Here is a 15,513-nt window from a genome sequence, read left to right on the forward strand (position 1 = left end):
CCGGTCAGCGCTTGTCGACCCTGACCGGCGCGCCGTAGCCGAGGACATCAAGGCGTGGCGCCTGGCTGGCCGCGTCGCCGACGACGATCATGTTCAGGCGGCCGGTGTCGATCCAGCGCGTCGCGAGCCCTTTCACCTGATCGACGGTGAGCGCATCGAGCACGGCGTCCTCGCGCGCCACATAGTCGGCGGGTAGGCCATAGTCGCCGATGGTGCCGAGCATGCGCAGCTTCGCCGCCAGCGTCTCGAACGAGCGCGCGCGGCTTTTCGACATCGAGGTGCGGGTGAGGTCGAGGTCGGCGGGCGTGAAGCTGCGGCCATAGTCGCGCATGATGTCGCGGATCAAGGTCGCGGCCTCCAAGGTGACGTTCGAGCGGACGGGGCTGGTCATCACGAAGCGGCCGCCGCTCGACCCGCCTTCGACACGGGTGCGCACGCCATAGGTGTAGCCCTTCCCTTCGCGCACCTCCTGCGTCAGCCGCGAGGCGAACCCGCCGCCGCCGAGGACGAAATTGGCGGCGGTCAGCGCGAAGAAATCCGGGTCGGCGCGGCGCGGGCCGGGGGCGGCGAACAACAGCATCGACTGCTTGGCGCCGGGCACGTCGTGGAAGAGGATATGCGTCTTCGCGGGGGCCTTGAACGCAGCGGAAGGGAGCGGCGCGACGGTGCGGCGGGTCCAGCGTTTTTCCAGCCCGGCGAGCGCGGCGCGGGCCGTTGCCGCGTCGATCGCGCCGACGATGCGGACGCGCGCGGCGTTGGGCGCGAGGCCGGCGTGATAGGCCTTGAGGTCGGCGGTGGTGAGCGCACCGACCGAGGACTCGGTGCCGCGCGGATCGCCGGCGAGCACATGGCCCTTGCCGTAGGCGGCGTTGGCGAAGGCGATCTCGGCGATCGCTTCGGGCTCGGCGCGGTCGGACTGGATGGCGGCGACGGTAGCTGACTTGGCCAGCGCCAGCTCGGCGGCATCCCAGCGCGGTTCGAGCAGCATTTCCTCAACCAGCGCCATCGTCGCGGCGAAGTTGCGCGCGAGCGTCGAGCCCATGACGATCAACCGCTCGTCGCCGGCCTCGACACCGACTTCGGCGCCGAGCGTCTTCAGCGCATTTTCGAAGTCGGCGCGGCTGCGCTTCGCGGTGCCGCGCGGCAGCATCGCGGCGACGAGGTTGGCGGCGCCGGGCTTCGCCGCATCGTCGCGCAGGCGACCGCCGTCGATGGCGATCTCGAACTTGGCGACCGGCAGCTCGGCGGCCTCGATGCCGGAAAGGGCGAGGCCGTTCTCGGCGGTCGCGATCCACGGCACCGGCGGCTTCACCACCGGCTTCGCGCCGGCGGGCGGCTCGATGGCGCGGTCGAAGCTCGACGCGGTCTTCGGCCGTGCGGCGGGACGACCGGCGGCGGCATCGACGGCAGCCTCGGCGCCCTGCACGATCGGTTCCTCGACGATCTTGGCAACCGTCGAGCCTTCGAGCGCCAGCGCCGGCTTGCCCTTGGGGACGAAGCTGGTGGCGACGAAGGGCTTGCCGGCGATGTAGCTGCGGTAGACGCGCAGCACGTCGGCGGCGGTGACGGCGCGCAGCCGCGCCAGTTCGGTATCGGCGAAGTCCGGCTTGCCGAGAAAGCCGTCGTAACGCGCGATGGCGGCGGCCTTGCCGAGCACGCCTTCGTAGCGGCCGTAATAGGCCGCCTCGTGCGCCGCCTTCACGCGAGCCAGCGCGGCGGGGTCGACGCCCTGCTTTTCGAAGCGCGCGAAGCCGGCGTCGATCGCCGCTTTCACCTTGTCGAGATCGACGCCGTCGAAGGCGCGGACGCTGAGGAAGATTTCGCCGGCCTGCTGCGCGTGGTTGAGATCGGTGGTGACCTCGCTGGCCAGCTTATCTTCCTCGACGAGCTGCTTGTAGAGCGGGCCGTCGGGGCCATCGGCGAGCAGGTCGACCAGCACCGCCAGCGGCCATTCGTCGGCGTGGAAGGCGGGGACGGTCGGGTAGGCGAGCGTCAGTTCGGGGAGCTGCGCGAAGCTGTCCTCGTGCAGCAGCTTCTGCGTCGCCTTGACGATGGCGGGGCGCAGCGGCTCACGGGTGACGGCGTCGCCGCGCGGGATGTCGGCGAAATATTTGGTGACCCAGGCCTTGGCCTGCGCGGGGTCGAAGTCGCCGGCGATGACGAGCGTCGCGTTGTTGGGGACGTACCAGCGCTTGTGGAAGGCGCGCACGTCGGCGAGCGTGGCGGCGTCGAGGTCGGCGAGCGAGCCGATGGTCGACCAGCTATAGGGGTGGCCAGCCGGGTAGATCGCCTCCGACATCACGCCATAGGCGTGGCCGTAGGGGACGTTGTCGACGCCCTGACGCTTCTCGTTTTTGACGACCTGCTTTTCCTTCGCCAGCACGGCGTCGGTGACGGTGCCGATGAAGTAGCCCAGCTTGTCGGCTTCCGCCCAGATCATCTTTTCGAGCGCGTCGTTGGGGACGGTCTGCAAGTAGATGGTCTGGTCGCGGTTGGTGAAGCCGTTGGCGCCCGAGCCGCCGACCCGCGCCGACAGCCGGTCGAGCCCGCCCGGCCCGAGATTTTCGGAGTCGAGGAAGAACAGATGCTCGAACATATGCGCGAAGCCGGTGCGGCCCGGCAGCTCGCGGCCGGAGCCGACGTGCGCGGCGAGCGCGACGGCGACGACGGGATCGGAGCGGTCGATGTGGAAGACGATTCGCAAGCCGTTGGGGAGGGTGAATTGCGACACCGGCATCAGGGTGCCGACGGGCGCGGGCACCGCCTCCTGCGCCGCGACGGGGGCGGCGAACGCGAGGACAGGCGCGGCAGCAAGCAGCAGCCGGCGGCGCAGCAAATGACGGATCATGTGAATCTCCCCCGGTGAGTTGCTGTCATCATGGGGCACGACAGCCAGTCCGGCAATCGATCAGTCGCCGCGCAGCGTCGCCAGCGAGGCGGCAACACCCGGTCTGCATCGAGGCTGGCGCGGCGTGCCGCGGGATCGACCGTAAAGCCTAGAAGCAATAGGCGATAGCGGCGTCGAGCCAGACCTGCGCGCCCCAGCGGTCCCAGAGGAGCAATCCGGCGAGGCCGACAACCAGCCCGGCGGCGGCGACAAGGGCGTGGCTGCGGGTCATGCGGCGGGGCGGGCGACGAGCCCTTCGTCGCGGATCGGCAGATGGACGAGACCGGCGAGCAGGCCGAGCGCGATCGAGGCGCCCCAGGCGAAATCATAGTTGCCGGTCAGGTCATAGGCATAGCCGGCAGCCCAGGCGCCGAAGAAGCTGCCGACCTGATGGCTGAGGAAAACGATGCCGTAGAGCATCGACAGATAGCGCACCCCGAACATGCCGGTGACGAGCCCCGAGGTCAGCGGCACGGTGCCGAGCCACAGGAAGCCGATGCCGGCGGCGAAGGCGAGCGCGGTGACGTTGCCGAGCGGCAGGCTGACGAACACGACGATGAGCAGCGCCCGTGCCGTATAGATGCCGCTTAGCAGATAGTTCTTCCGCCAGCGGTCGCCCCAGGCGCCGAACAAATAGGAGCCGAAGATGTTGAACAGGCCGACGAGTGCGAGGCTCATCGCGCCGACCTTCGCATCGAGGCCCTTGTCGGTGAGATAGGCGGGAAAGTGCGTGGCGATGAAAGCGATGTGGAAGCCGCAGACGAAGAAGCCAGCATTGAGCAGCCAATAGCCGCGATGGCGCGAGGCTTCCGCGAGCGCCGCCGACAGCGACTGCGGCGGGCCTTCTTCCTCCGCTTCGGGAGGCTTGCCGGCGATGCCGGCGGCCAGCACGAACACCAGCGAGACGACGCCCGCCATCACGATCAGCGCGCTGCGCCAGCCGAGTTCGCTCAACAGGCCTTGCGCGGCGGGCACGACGAGGAACTGGCCGAGCGAGCCACCCGCAGTGGTGAGGCCGAAGGCGAGCGTGCGCTTTTCCGCCGGCACCACGCGGCCGACGGCGCCGAGCACGGTGACGAAGGTGGTCGCCGACATGGCGAGGCCGATCAGCACACCGAACGACAGGTGCAGGCCGAAGGCGCTGGTGGCGCTCGCCGCCGTCAGCAGCCCGGCGGCATAGACCAGCGCGCCGACGGCAGTGATGCGGCCGGCGCCATGCTTGTCGGCGAGCGCGCCGATGAACGGCTGCACCAGCCCGAACAGCAGATTCTGGAAGGCGATGGCGAGGCCGAACATGTCGCGGCCGATGCCGATGTCGAGGCCGATCGGGCGCATGAACAGCCCGAACGACTGGCGCACGCCCATCGCCAGCGTGACGATGAAGGCGCCGCAGGCGACGACCAGCCAGGGGTTGCGGCGGGCGAGCGCGTTCATGCCGCCGCCTTCGCATCGATGGCCTCGATGCGTTCGAGCAGATCGAACAGCGCGGCGCGATCCTCCGTCCCGAGGCAGGTTTCGACGCGCGCCTGCATCGCCTCCCAGCCGGGCAGCGCGCGCGCGATGGCGCCGCGGCCGGCGTCGGTGATGCGCAGACCATGGCTGCGCTGATCGACGCCGCTGCCCATCTGCACATAGCCCGCGTCGGCGAGCGGGCGGAGCAGCCGGGTGAGCCCGCTGCGTTCATGCCCCATCGCCGCCGCCAGCTCGGTCACCGAGGCCCCGTCGAGGCGAGCCAGCGACCGCAGGATCGAGAATTGCGTGGTGGTGAGGCCGGCGCCGTCGAGCGCGGCATCATAGAGGCGGGTCAGCGCACGCGAGGCGCGGCGGATGCGGCCGCAGGCACAGGCGATGTCGAGCTTGCTCATCCGATGCGTGCATATACACGCATTGCATGAACTGTCGAGACCATCTGCGAGTTTGACGGCTGACTCGGGCAGGGCTAGGTCCGTCACAAATCTGTAACAATCGGACACCGCCATTCGCCAGATCGCCGCCCTGCCCTATCGGATCGCCGGCAATTCGCCGGACGGGCCGGCGTCGGTTCTGCTCGTCACCTCGCGGGGGACGCGGCGCTGGGTGCTGCCGAAGGGCAATATCGATGCGGGGATGAGCGCGCATGCCGCGGCGGCGCAGGAGGCCGAGGAGGAGGCGGGCGTGCGCGGCGCGACCTGCCCGACGCCGATCGGCGGTTATCGCTATCGCAAGACCAAATGGACCGGCGCGTCGCTGATGGTCGATGTCGAGGTGTTCCCGATCTGCGTCACCGACGAACTGCCCGAGTGGAAGGAGCAGCATCAGCGCGAGCGCCGCTGGTTTCCATTGAACGCCGCCGCCGACGCCGTCGACGAACCCGATCTGAAGGCACTCATCCGCAACTTCCGGCCCGCCGCCCTCCAGCGCGACATCCGCGGCTGGTCGCGTCCGACCGGCGCCGCCACGCTGAAAGAGGGCTTCCGCATGTTCAACTGGTTCCAGGCGCTGATGCCGCGGCAGGGCAATTTCTTCGGCCTGTTCGAAGCGCATGCCGCGACCTTGACGGCCGGCAGCGGCGCGCTCGCCCGGCTGCTGCAGGGCGGCCCCGGCATGGCCGACCATATCAACGAGATCGTCGAGCGCGAGCATGAGGCGGACAACATCATCCGCGAGGTGCTGCAGACAGTGCGCCGCACCTTCCTGACGCCCTTCGACCGCAGCGCGATCATCAGCCTGATCAGTTCGATGGACGACGCCATCGACCAGATGCAGCAGACCGCCGGCGCCATCCGCCTGTACGACGTCACCGAGTTCGAGCCCGGCATGCGCGACATGGCGGCGATCATCGTCGACGCGGCGCGGATCACCGCCGAGGCGCTGCCGCTGCTGCGCGACATCGGCGCCAACGCCGGGCGGCTGCACGAGCTGACCGAACGGCTGGTGCGGATGGAGGGCCAGGCCGACGACATCCACGCCGCGGGGCTGAAGTCGCTGTTCGTCAACCACGGCAAGAGCGACACGCTGCGCTTCATCGTCTCGCGCGAAATCTACAGTCACCTCGAACGCGTCGTCGACCGCTTCGAGGATGTGGCGAACGAGATCGACGGTCTGGTCATCGATCACGCATGACGACAGCCGTCGTCGCCCTGCCGTGGATCGTCGCGCTGATCGCGCTGGCGCTGGCGTTCGATTTTCTGAACGGCCTGCATGACGCCGCCAACTCGATCGCGACGGTGGTGTCGACACGGCTGCTGTCGCCGGTGCAGGCGGTGGTGTTCGCCGCCTTCTTCAACTTCGCCGCCTATTGGCTGTTCGGGCTGAAGGTCGCCGAGACGATCGGCAACGGCATCATCGACAAGAATATCGTCGACCCGGCCGTCATCTTCGGCGCGCTGGTCGGCGCGATGTTCTGGAACCTCGTCACCTGGTGGAAGGGCATCCCCTCCTCCTCATCCCACGCGCTGGTCGGCGGGCTGATCGGCGCCGGCGTGTCGAAGGCCGGCATGGATGGGCTGATGTGGGGCGGCATCCTGAAGACCGCCTCGGCGATCGTGATGTCGCCGATGCTCGGCCTCCTCCTGTCGATGACGATCATGCTGATCACGTCCTGGGCGCTGATGAAGGCAACGGCGCGCTTCGCCGAAACCGCGTTCAAGCCGCTGCACCTCATCTCCTCGGCCGCCTATTCACTGGGCCACGGCGCCAACGACGCGCAGAAGACGATGGGGATCATCACCGTGCTGCTCTATTCGCAGGGCATGCTGGAGGGCGACTTCCATGTGCCCGAATGGGTGGTGCTGAGCTGCTATATCGCCATCGCATTGGGCACCCTGTCGGGCGGCTGGAAGATCATCCAGACGATGGGCACGCGCATCACCAAGCTGTCGCATCACCAGGGGTTCAGCGCCTCCACCGGCGGATCGGTGATGCTGTTCGCCGCCACCGCCTATGGCATCCCGGTATCGACCACCCACACCATCACCGGCTGCGTCGTCGGAGTCGGTGCGGCACGGCGCGCCTCGGCGGTGCGCTGGGGCGTGGCGGGGCGGATCGTCATCGCCTGGCTGATCACCATTCCCGCCTCCGCAGGCGTCGGCGCGCTCTTCTACCTGCTGACACGCCTGTTCCAGTAGATCAGTCCACCTCGGACCCTTCCGAGGTACCGCGCGCCCCAATCGCGGGTGTAGCGTCGCGGCGTGGGATGGGGTTTCAAACACGCGCGGCGGCAGACGGTGACCACGCGCGTGCTGCTGCCGACCGCGATCGTCATGGCGCTGTTCACCGTCGTCGGCGCGGCGCTGACCTATCTCGCCGTCCACGCCGGCGAGGTGAAGAAGATGCGCGCCGAGCTGGTCAATCACGCCGCGGAGCGCGCGGGGCGCGAGAGCCGGCGGTTCGACGACCTCGCCAAGCTGCACGATCAGGCAAACAGCAGCTTCGCCCGTTCGCTGCGCTCGCTCGATCAAGATCGGATCGACACCGAATTCGACCGGCTTTTTCCGCTACGTGCCGACGGCACGCGGCGCAGCAGCGATGCGCTGCACGAAGGATATGCCCCGGGCGACGGCACCTATGTCTTCGGCATCGGCGCCTTTATCGCCGATGGCCGCAACCTCGGCCGCGACGAGAAGGCCGAGCTGCTCGCGGCGCTGCGCGTCGTCAGCCGCTTCGGGCCGGCGGTGTCCTTCCGCTTCGACAATTTCTTCTTCTACACCCCGGCGAACAGGGCGATCATCTTCTCACCGAAGCAGCCGGCCCGGCTCGATTTCTATCGACGCCAGGCGCCCGCGAATTTCAGCGTCGCTGTCGATGACATCACACAGATGACGCTCCCCGCCGCCAACCCCACCGGCGAGATGCGCTGCACCCGCCCGCAGCCGCCGCTCTACGACAGCCGCTCGCCCGACTTGATGGTCGGCTGCCTGACGCCGGCGCGGGTCGACGGCGTGCATATCGGCGCGTGGGGCGTGGCGCTGCGACTTGACCAGTTGACCGGAAGCGATTCGCACAGACGGCTACCCGGGACCGAGCACATGATGCTGACCGGTGACGGCAAGCTTCTCGCCCACCGCTTCCGCACCGACAGCGGCAGTGAGCGCCGCCGCGATTACCTCGATATCGCGCGCAGCGGCGACGCGCGCCTGTCGCGCGCTGCGCAGCTTGCCGACAGGGCGCGCGAACAGGCGCGCATCGCCTACAACGCCGACGACGATCACTTCATCGCGGCGGCACCGCTGCGCGGCGCGGACTGGCGCTTCGTCGTCATCGCGAAGGGCGGCGATGTGCGTCGCCGTGCCGCCGAGGTGACGCTGAAGACGCTGGCGCTGGTCGTCGCGGGCGGTACCGGCGTCCTCCTGCTGCTCCACCATCTGCTGATCACGCAGGTCGCCCGGCCGCTGACCGAGATGGCCGACGCCGTCGACCGCGAGCGCCGCCGGCCGCTCGCCGAGCGCGAGCCGCTGAGCCATGCGCTGCCCGTCGCGCGCCGCGACGAGATCGGCGCCATCGCGCGGCGGCTGGCGAAGGTCGACGATTCACCGATATCCTGAGGTTTTCGCGGGGATTGCGGGCCGCGCGCGCAACGCTTCTACTGGCCCGTGAACGGATTCACGGGACAGGGGGATTTCGATGCGCAACGACAGCAACTGGACGACCGACCGGCGGACGCTTCTGGCGGGCGCCGCGGCATCGGCCGCCGCGCTGCTGGCGCCGGCGAAGGCGTTCGCCGCCGATGGGCTCGATGCCGTGCGCAAGGCGGTCGCCGCCAACCATGACGAGGCGGTGAAGCGGCTGCAGGACTGGATTCGGCTGCCCTCGATCGCCGCCGAGAACAAGGCGATGCCCGAGGGCGCCGCCTACATGGCGAAGCTCGCCACCGACGCCGGCTTCCAGCATGCCGAGATCGTGCCGACGCGCGGCCATCCCGGCGTGTTCGCGACCTTGGACGCCGGCGCCAAGCGCACGATGGGCATCTACTTCATGTACGACGTGAAGCAGTATGACCCGGCAGAATGGTCGTCGCCGCCGATCGAGGCGCGGCTGCTCGACAAGGAGGGCTTCGGCCAGGTGGTGATGGGCCGCGGCGCGGTCAACCAGAAGGGCCCGCAGGCGACCTTCCTCGCCGCGCTTCACGGCATGAAGAAGGCGGGCAAGAAGCTGCCGGTCAATCTCGTGCTGGTGGCGGAAGGCGAGGAGGAGATCGGCTCGCCGCATTTCTCCGACATCGTCATCAAGCCGAACGTGCTCGCCGCCTTGAAGAAATGCGTCGGCGTCATCATTCCGACCGGCTGGCAGAGCCCGGCGACCGGCGGCGTCGAGATCAATTTGGGCGCCAAGGGCGTCGTCGAGTTCGAACTGGTGGCGAGCGGCGAGAAATGGGGCCGCGGGCCGAAAGAGGATCTGCATTCGAGCCAGAAGGCGCGCGTCGACAGCCCGGCGTGGCGGCTGGTGGCGGCGCTGTCGACGCTGGTCACCCCCGACGGCAACACGCCGCTGGTCGACGGCTTCATGGACAAGGTGCGGCCGCTCACCCCGCGCGAGCGCGAGCTGATCCTGCTGGCATCGAAGAATCTGAACGAGGCCGACGCCAAGCGCGCGGCGGGCGTCACCCACTGGATCGACGACATGTCGTGGGAGGCGGCGCTGGAGCGGCTCGCCGCGCAGCCGACGATCAACATCGAGGGGCTGGTGTCGGGCTATACCGGCCCCGGCGGCAAGACCATTTTGCCGAGCCGCGCGGTCGCCAAGATCGACATGCGGCTGGTGCCCAACATGACGCGCGACGACAGCATCGCCAAGCTGCGCGCCCACCTCGACAAGCGCGGCTTCAAGGACATCGAGGTGAATGTCTCGGGCGGCTACGACCCGACCGAAACGCCCGAGGACAGCGACCTCGTCCGCGCGATGCAGGCGACCTACAAGCGCTTCAACGTGCCGACGACGCTCTACCCGCGCCTCGCCGGCAGCTGGCCGGGCGTCACCTTCACCGGCGCGCCGGTGAATTTGCCCGCCGGCCAGTTCGGGCTTGGCCACGGCTCGGGCGCGCACGCGCCGAACGAGTATTTCGTGATCAAGAGTTCGAACCCGAAGGTGCTCGGGATGGACGAGGCGGCGGTGGCTTTTGTGGCTTTCCTCGAGGAGATCGCGAAAAGCTAGCGCACCAGCCGCTCCGCCAGGAAATCCATCACCGCGCGCACCCGCGGCGTGTGGCGCAGGCGCTCGTGGGTGACGAGGTAGAGGCCCATTTCGCCACCCTTCTTGGGCGGCAGGCACTGGATGAGGTCGGGGTCGCGGTCGGCGATGAAGGTGGGGAGCGCGGCGAGGCCGACGCCGGCGCGAACCGAGGACAGCAGGCCGAGCGGCGAGCTGTGTTGCATGACCACCGCGCCTTCGAGGTCGCTCTCCTGCAACCACGCGCGATAGTAGCGCCAGATGTCCTTGCCGCCGCCGCCGATCAGCACATGCTGCTTCAGCTGGTGGCGGTTGCGCGGGATGCCGTTCGCCTCGGCATAGGCGCGGCTGCAATAGACCGTCCACGGATCCCAGGCGATGCGGCGGGCGACGAGACCGTCGCCGACCAGCGTCTTGGCGCTGCGCAGCGCCACGTCGGCGGCGCCGCTGCCGAGGTCGCGGACCTCGTCGCTGGTGTCGAGCTCGATGCGGATGGCGGGATAGGCCTCGCGCAACTCGCGCAAGATCGGGGCGAGCACGGTGACGGCGTACATCTCCTCGGTGGTCAGCTTCACCGTGCCGCTGACCTCGCGCGTCTGCGCGGCGGCGAGGTCGGCGAAGGCGCCGGCGGCTGACTCGACGCGCTGCGCGCTGGTCAGCAGGGTTTCGCCGGCGGGGGTGAGGACATAGCCCGACTGGCGGCGCTCGAAGAGGGTGAGTTCGAGCGACTCCTCAAGCGCGCTGACGCGGCGCGCGGCGGTGGTCTGGCTGACGCCCAATGCGCGGCCGGCGGCGAGCGTGCTGCCGCTGCGCGCGACGGCGAGGAAATAGCGCAGGTCGGTCCAGTCGAGCATCGTTCACCTCGGGCGGGGCGCGGCCACTCCCCTTGCGTCATCCCGGCGAAGGCCGGGATCCAGACCCGCCCGCGCATGGATCCCGGCCTTCGCCGGGATGACGGACATGGTGTGGGTCAGGGCGCCTGTCATTCTGCACTTTTGCAGAACCGCTTTGCAACATCGTTGTTAGTTGAAACTGAATTTGCGGCCTAGATAGGGGCTGCACCGGTGCTGACTTCCCCTCCCTGACCCCAAGGAATTCGGCCATGAAGAGTCTGTTGATCGCTTTCGCCCCGCTGTTGATGACGGCCTCGGTCGTCGCCACCGCGGAACCGCTGACCAGCCGCCCGGCCGCTGTGTCGGTCGCCGGCCTCGACGTCACCACCCCGGCGGGAGCTGCCGAACTGCTGCAGCGGGCGCGTACCGCCGCCGAGCGGGCCTGCGGTCTCGACGCCAAATGGGACCGCTGGTCGGGCGACTATGACCGCTGCCGCGCCGACACCGTCGCCGCGCTGGTCGCCAAGGCCGATGCGCCGGTGCTGACCGCGCTCCACCGCGGCGAGTCGCTGCCGGTGCAGGTCGCCGCGGCCAAGTAACCCCGCAAGGGGTCACACTCCCACGTGTGACGAGGGGCGGCCATCCCCAGGGCCGCCCCTCGTTTTGCGTTCGGGCAAGACACGTCATCCTGACGAAAGTCAGGATCTCTGGGGGAGTGGCGGGTGCGCCGTGACAGCGGTGCTTCTCTCGGGGAGATCCTGACTTTCGTCAGGATGACGGGGGTCTTTGCGGGGCAGACCTTCGACGCTTCTTGTCGCCCAATACGACCCATGCCGGCGCATGGTCGCTGGCTTTCTCCTGCCCGCGCACCTCGCGGTCGACCCCTGCCGAGTCGAGCCGCGCGGCGAGGTCGGGGCTGAGCAGGAGGTGGTCGATGCGCAGGCCGGCGTTGCGGCCCCAGGCGTTCCGCCAATAGTCCCAGAAGGTGTAGATGCGCTCGCCCGGATGCAGGGTGCGGATCGCGTCGGTCCAGCCCTGCGCGACCAGTTTTGCAAAAGCCTCGCGCACCTCGGAGCGGAACAGTGCATCGTCCTGCCAGCGTTCGGGTTTGTAGACGTCGAGGTCGGTCGGCATAACGTTGAAGTCGCCGGCGATGACCACGGGCAGTTGGCTGGCCAGCAGGTCGGCGGCGTGCGCGTGCAGCCGCTCGAACCACGCCAGCTTGTAATCGAACTTCGGGCCCGGCGCGGGATTTCCGTTGGGCAGGTAGAGGCCGGCGACGAGGATGCCGCCGACCGCCGCCTCGAGGTAGCGGCTTTGCGTGTCGGCCCCGTCGCCGGGCAGGCCGCGCCGCGTTTCGACCGGCGTGCCGATGCGGCTGAGGATGGCGACGCCGTTCCAGCTTTTCTGGCCGTGCCAGATCGCTTCGTAGCCGGCGGCCTCGATCGCCGCCGCGGGGAAGCGTTCGTCGGGCGCCTTCAATTCCTGCAGGCAGACGATGTCGGGCTCGCTTGCCGCCAGCCAGTCGAGCAGGCGCGGCAGGCGGCCGTTGATGCCGTTGATGTTGAACGTCGCGATCTTCACCGCGCCGTTCGACTATTTCGGGCGGCGCGGCGGGCGCGGGGCGTCGCTGCGAGGTCCGCCATCAGGCTTCGGGCCACGCGGGCCGCCGCCGGGGCGCTGGCCGCCGCCCGGACGATCGCCGCGCGGGCCGCCGGGACCGCCGGGACGTCCACCGGGACCGCCGCGATAGGGGCGGTCGCCGCGCGGCGGGCCGGTGACCGACGGCGCACGCGGCGGTGGGGCGTCCTTGCCGATGACGGTGTAGCCCTCCTTCATCAGCCGGGTGAAGGTGGTGCGCACGCTCGCGGCGACGGCGGCCTGAACCTCCTTCGGCAGGTCGGCGACGGCGGTGTTGGCGTGGATCGCGCCGATGTCGCGCAGCAGCGTGTTGGGCAGGCCCTTCGACGCCGCCTTCAGCGCCGCGATGGCATCAATGACGGCGGCGTAGAGCGCCTCTTCCATCACATCGGTCGCGGACTTCTTCATCGCAGGCTCTCCAACGCGCAGGGCTCAGGGTTGGCCGCATGGACGACGCGGCCCGCGTGACCTAGCAAAGCAGGATGAGCAGCGACAGCCTCGGTATGTTGCGGCGGGCCCACTGTCGGCGTGTTGACCGTCCCTCTCCCGCTTGCGGGAGAGGTTAGGTGAGGGTGTGCGAGCGGTAGCGAGCCCGTCGGCGGCCGGTCACCCTCACCCTCCCAGCCTGCGGCTGGGCCCCTCCCTCTCCCGCAGGCGGGCGAGGGGAATAGAGCGCTCAGGCGTCGGTTACGCGTTTCGGCTTGAACGGCAGCGCCGCCACGTCGATGCCTTCGTCCTTCAGCGCCGCGGCCTGTTCGACCGTCGCCTCGCCGTAGATGCCGCGTTCTTCGGCGTCGCCGTGGTGGATGGCGCGGGCTTCGTCGGCGAAGCGGTTGCCGACATAGTCGCAATTGGCCTCGACCTTGGCCTGCACCTCGGCGATGGCGGCGAGCATGGCCTTGACCGCCTCCGGCGGGTGGGCGGCGACCGGCTGCTTGCCGGCAGGCGCGCGGTTGCCCTTGGCGGGCACCGCGGGCGCCATCGCGGCCTTGGTCACCTCGGCGTCGCCGCACAGCGGGCAAGTGACCAGCCCGCGCGTGCGCTGGTCGTCATAGTCCTCGGTCGAGCCGAACCACGCCTCGAACACATGGGCGTGCGCGCAGCGGAGGTCGAAGACGATCATGCCTCGACCCGCAGGGTCACGTCGCGGCGGTGCGCGATGGTGGGGATGCGGGCGCGGGTGTCGGCGACGGCGGCGAGGTCGATCTCGCAGATCGCGTGGCCCGCGGCCTCTCCCATGTCGAGCAGCACGCGGCCCCACGGATCGATGACCAGCGAGTGGCCGTAGGTGGCGCGACCATCCTCATGCTCGCCCGTCTGCGCCGCGGCGACGACGAAGGCGCCGGCCTCGATGGCGCGGGCGCGCAGCAGCGTGTGCCAATGCGCCTCGCCGGTCGGGCGGGTGAAGGCGGCAGGCACGGCGATGATCGCGGCGCCGGCGCCCGACAATGCCTCGAACAGCCGCGCGAAGCGGAGGTCGTAGCAGATCGACAGGCCGAGCCGGCCCCACGGCGTGTCGGCGGCGACCGCCGCCTCGCCGGGGATGTAGGTGGCGGATTCGCGGTAGCGTTCGCCGGTCGGCAGATCGACGTCGAACAGGTGCATCTTGTCGTAGCGGGCGCGCACCACGCCGCGGTCGTCGATCAGGAAGCCGCGGTTGAGCAGGCGGTCGGCGTCGGCGGTCGGGCGGATGGCGCACGAGCCGAGGTGGACCCAGACCTTCGCCGCCGTCGCCGCTTCGCGGGCGGCGGCGAGCGTAGGGTCGTCGGCTTCGACGGTCGAGTTGGCGACGACACGGCTGCGGTCGCGATCGAGCAGACCGCTCATCTCCGGGGTGAAGACGATCTGCGCGCCTTCCGCCGCCAGCGCGGCGATGCCGTCGGCGACGGCGCGCGCGTTCGCCGCCGGGTCGATGCCCGACGTCATCTGCAGCACGCCGACCTTGAGCATGCTCACGTCTAGGCGAGCAGCGGGTCGAGGCCGCCGGCGCGGTCGAGCGCGGCAAGATCGTCGGAGCCGCCGATATGCTTGTCGTCGATGAACACCTGCGGAACGGTGCTGCGGCCCGGCGCCCGCGAGAGCATTTCCTCGCGCTTCGGCCCGCCCATGGTGATGTCATATTCGGTGAATTCGACGCCCTTCGACTGCAGCAGCGACTTGGCGCGCGTGCAGTAGGGGCAGAGGAATTTGGTGTAGATCTCGACCTTCGCCACGGATGTCTCCTTCAGCTTGCGATATGGCCCGTGCTGTCCGGGCGCACAACCCGCGCAAGGGCTAGCAGCCGCACCGAGGTCGCGCCGCCGCGCAACAGCACGCGGGCGCAGGCGTTCGCCGTCGCCCCGGTGGTCAACACATCATCGACCAGAATGATGCACTTGGCCGCGATCAGCGGCTTCGCGCGGGGATTCAGGACGAAGGCGCCGGCGAGGTTGCGGCGGCGCTGCGTGGGGTTGAGGCCCTGGCTGGATTTGGTGGCGCGGTGGCGGACCAGCACGTCGACCAGCAAGGGTTTGCCGGTGGCTTTGGAGAGCGCTTTCGCCAGCTCGGCGGCCTGATTGTAGCCGCGCCGCCAGAGCCGCCAGCGGTGAAGTGGCACCGGCACGATCAGCGCGTCGTCGGGAAGCTCGCCGGCGGCGCGGCGCAGGTGGCCGGCCATGTCGGCGGCGAGATGCTGGCGGTCGCTGTGCTTCAGCCGCAGTACGATCTCACGCGCCGGGCCTTCATAGGCGAGCGCGGCGCGGGCGGTGTAGCGCGGCGGCTTGGCGAGGCAGGCGCCGCACTGCCTGCTCTCGGGCTGCGGCGTTTCGAACGGCAGGCCGCAGGAGGCGCACATCGGCGCGGTGATGAAGGGCAGATCGCTCCAGCATTTCAGGCAGAAGGAGCCCTGCGCATCGACGATGGTGCCGCAGGCGGCGCAGCGCGGCGGCAGCAGGAGATCGACCCCTGCCCCCAGTGCTCGTTGCAGCCACCCCATGAGCGCGGAGGCTAGGCGCGAAGCGGGTAGCCCGG

16 protein-coding genes are annotated in these 15,513 nt (G+C 69.4%); 5 read left to right on the forward strand and 11 right to left on the reverse strand.

Annotated elements, in window-relative coordinates:
- Positions 1-4 precede the first annotated feature (4 nt).
- The 4 genes from ACFOMD_RS06435 to ACFOMD_RS06450 form a co-directional block, all read right to left on the reverse strand.
- A complete protein-coding gene (locus ACFOMD_RS06435; protein ID WP_380858605.1) occupies positions 5-2,848 on the reverse strand; it encodes a M16 family metallopeptidase in 2,844 nt (947 codons plus the stop codon).
- Between the two features lie 148 nt (positions 2,849-2,996).
- Positions 2,997-3,119 (reverse strand): hypothetical protein, encoded by a 123-nt coding sequence (locus ACFOMD_RS06440; RefSeq protein ID WP_380858608.1) that lies wholly within the window; start codon positions 3,117-3,119, stop codon positions 2,997-2,999.
- Positions 3,116-4,321, reverse strand: a complete 1,206-nt coding sequence (locus tag ACFOMD_RS06445) for an MFS transporter (protein WP_380858611.1) — start codon at positions 4,319-4,321, stop codon at positions 3,116-3,118. The genes ACFOMD_RS06440 and ACFOMD_RS06445 overlap by 4 nt, the downstream gene beginning before the upstream one ends.
- Positions 4,318-4,752 (reverse strand): MarR family winged helix-turn-helix transcriptional regulator, encoded by a 435-nt coding sequence (locus tag ACFOMD_RS06450; protein ID WP_380858613.1) that lies wholly within the window; start codon positions 4,750-4,752, stop codon positions 4,318-4,320. The genes ACFOMD_RS06445 and ACFOMD_RS06450 overlap by 4 nt, the downstream gene beginning before the upstream one ends.
- Positions 4,753-4,864: 112 nt before the next feature.
- Between ACFOMD_RS06450 and ACFOMD_RS06455 the strand changes: the two genes are divergently transcribed.
- The 4 genes from ACFOMD_RS06455 to ACFOMD_RS06470 all read left to right on the forward strand — a co-directional run bounded on the left by ACFOMD_RS06455 (position 4,865) and on the right by ACFOMD_RS06470 (position 10,015).
- The gene (locus ACFOMD_RS06455) at positions 4,865-5,989 is read left to right on the forward strand and encodes a DUF47 family protein (protein ID WP_380859585.1); all 1,125 of its coding nucleotides are present in this window, start codon (positions 4,865-4,867) and stop codon (positions 5,987-5,989) included.
- Positions 5,986-6,993: an inorganic phosphate transporter gene (locus ACFOMD_RS06460; protein WP_380858616.1), complete on the forward strand. Its 1,008-nt coding sequence runs from the start codon at positions 5,986-5,988 to the stop codon at positions 6,991-6,993. The genes ACFOMD_RS06455 and ACFOMD_RS06460 overlap by 4 nt, the downstream gene beginning before the upstream one ends.
- A 99-nt stretch (positions 6,994-7,092) precedes the next feature.
- The gene (locus tag ACFOMD_RS06465; RefSeq protein WP_380858619.1) at positions 7,093-8,409 is read left to right on the forward strand and encodes a PDC sensor domain-containing protein; all 1,317 of its coding nucleotides are present in this window, start codon (positions 7,093-7,095) and stop codon (positions 8,407-8,409) included.
- A gap of 79 nt (positions 8,410-8,488) precedes the next feature.
- On the forward strand, positions 8,489-10,015 hold the full coding sequence (locus ACFOMD_RS06470) for a M20/M25/M40 family metallo-hydrolase (protein WP_380858621.1): 1,527 nt from the start codon (positions 8,489-8,491) through the stop codon (positions 10,013-10,015).
- Here ACFOMD_RS06470 and ACFOMD_RS06475 read toward each other — a convergent pair.
- On the reverse strand, positions 10,012-10,884 hold the full coding sequence (locus tag ACFOMD_RS06475) for a LysR family transcriptional regulator (protein ID WP_380858624.1): 873 nt from the start codon (positions 10,882-10,884) through the stop codon (positions 10,012-10,014). The genes ACFOMD_RS06470 and ACFOMD_RS06475 overlap by 4 nt on opposite strands.
- A gap of 248 nt (positions 10,885-11,132) precedes the next feature.
- Between ACFOMD_RS06475 and ACFOMD_RS06480 the strand changes: the two genes are divergently transcribed.
- Positions 11,133-11,462: a UrcA family protein gene (locus tag ACFOMD_RS06480; protein WP_380858627.1), complete on the forward strand. Its 330-nt coding sequence runs from the start codon at positions 11,133-11,135 to the stop codon at positions 11,460-11,462.
- A gap of 169 nt (positions 11,463-11,631) precedes the next feature.
- On the opposite strand, the gene xth is transcribed toward ACFOMD_RS06480, so the two are convergent.
- The 6 genes from xth to ACFOMD_RS06510 form a co-directional block, all read right to left on the reverse strand.
- Positions 11,632-12,447 carry an exodeoxyribonuclease III gene (gene xth / locus ACFOMD_RS06485; RefSeq protein ID WP_380858630.1) on the reverse strand — a complete coding sequence of 272 codons (816 nt, stop codon included), beginning with the start codon at positions 12,445-12,447 and terminating at the stop codon, positions 11,632-11,634.
- 12 nt (positions 12,448-12,459) lie between these two features.
- Positions 12,460-12,912 carry a hypothetical protein gene (locus ACFOMD_RS06490; RefSeq protein WP_380858633.1) on the reverse strand — a complete coding sequence of 151 codons (453 nt, stop codon included), beginning with the start codon at positions 12,910-12,912 and terminating at the stop codon, positions 12,460-12,462.
- Positions 12,913-13,180: 268 nt separating this feature from the next.
- Positions 13,181-13,627 carry a DUF1178 family protein gene (locus ACFOMD_RS06495; protein ID WP_380858636.1) on the reverse strand — a complete coding sequence of 149 codons (447 nt, stop codon included), beginning with the start codon at positions 13,625-13,627 and terminating at the stop codon, positions 13,181-13,183.
- The gene (locus ACFOMD_RS06500) at positions 13,624-14,454 is read right to left on the reverse strand and encodes a carbon-nitrogen hydrolase family protein (protein ID WP_380859587.1); all 831 of its coding nucleotides are present in this window, start codon (positions 14,452-14,454) and stop codon (positions 13,624-13,626) included. Before ACFOMD_RS06500 ends, ACFOMD_RS06495 begins: the two co-directional genes overlap by 4 nt.
- A gap of 8 nt (positions 14,455-14,462) precedes the next feature.
- A complete protein-coding gene (gene grxC, locus ACFOMD_RS06505; RefSeq protein WP_380858639.1) occupies positions 14,463-14,717 on the reverse strand; it encodes a glutaredoxin 3 in 255 nt (84 codons plus the stop codon).
- Positions 14,718-14,728: 11 nt separating this feature from the next.
- Positions 14,729-15,478 (reverse strand): double zinc ribbon domain-containing protein, encoded by a 750-nt coding sequence (locus ACFOMD_RS06510; RefSeq protein WP_380858642.1) that lies wholly within the window; start codon positions 15,476-15,478, stop codon positions 14,729-14,731.
- Between the last annotated feature and the right edge of the window lie 35 nt (positions 15,479-15,513).

This window comes from Sphingoaurantiacus capsulatus, from assembly GCF_042648405.1.
In the GTDB taxonomy this organism is placed as follows: domain Bacteria; phylum Pseudomonadota; class Alphaproteobacteria; order Sphingomonadales; family Sphingomonadaceae; genus Sphingoaurantiacus; species Sphingoaurantiacus capsulatus.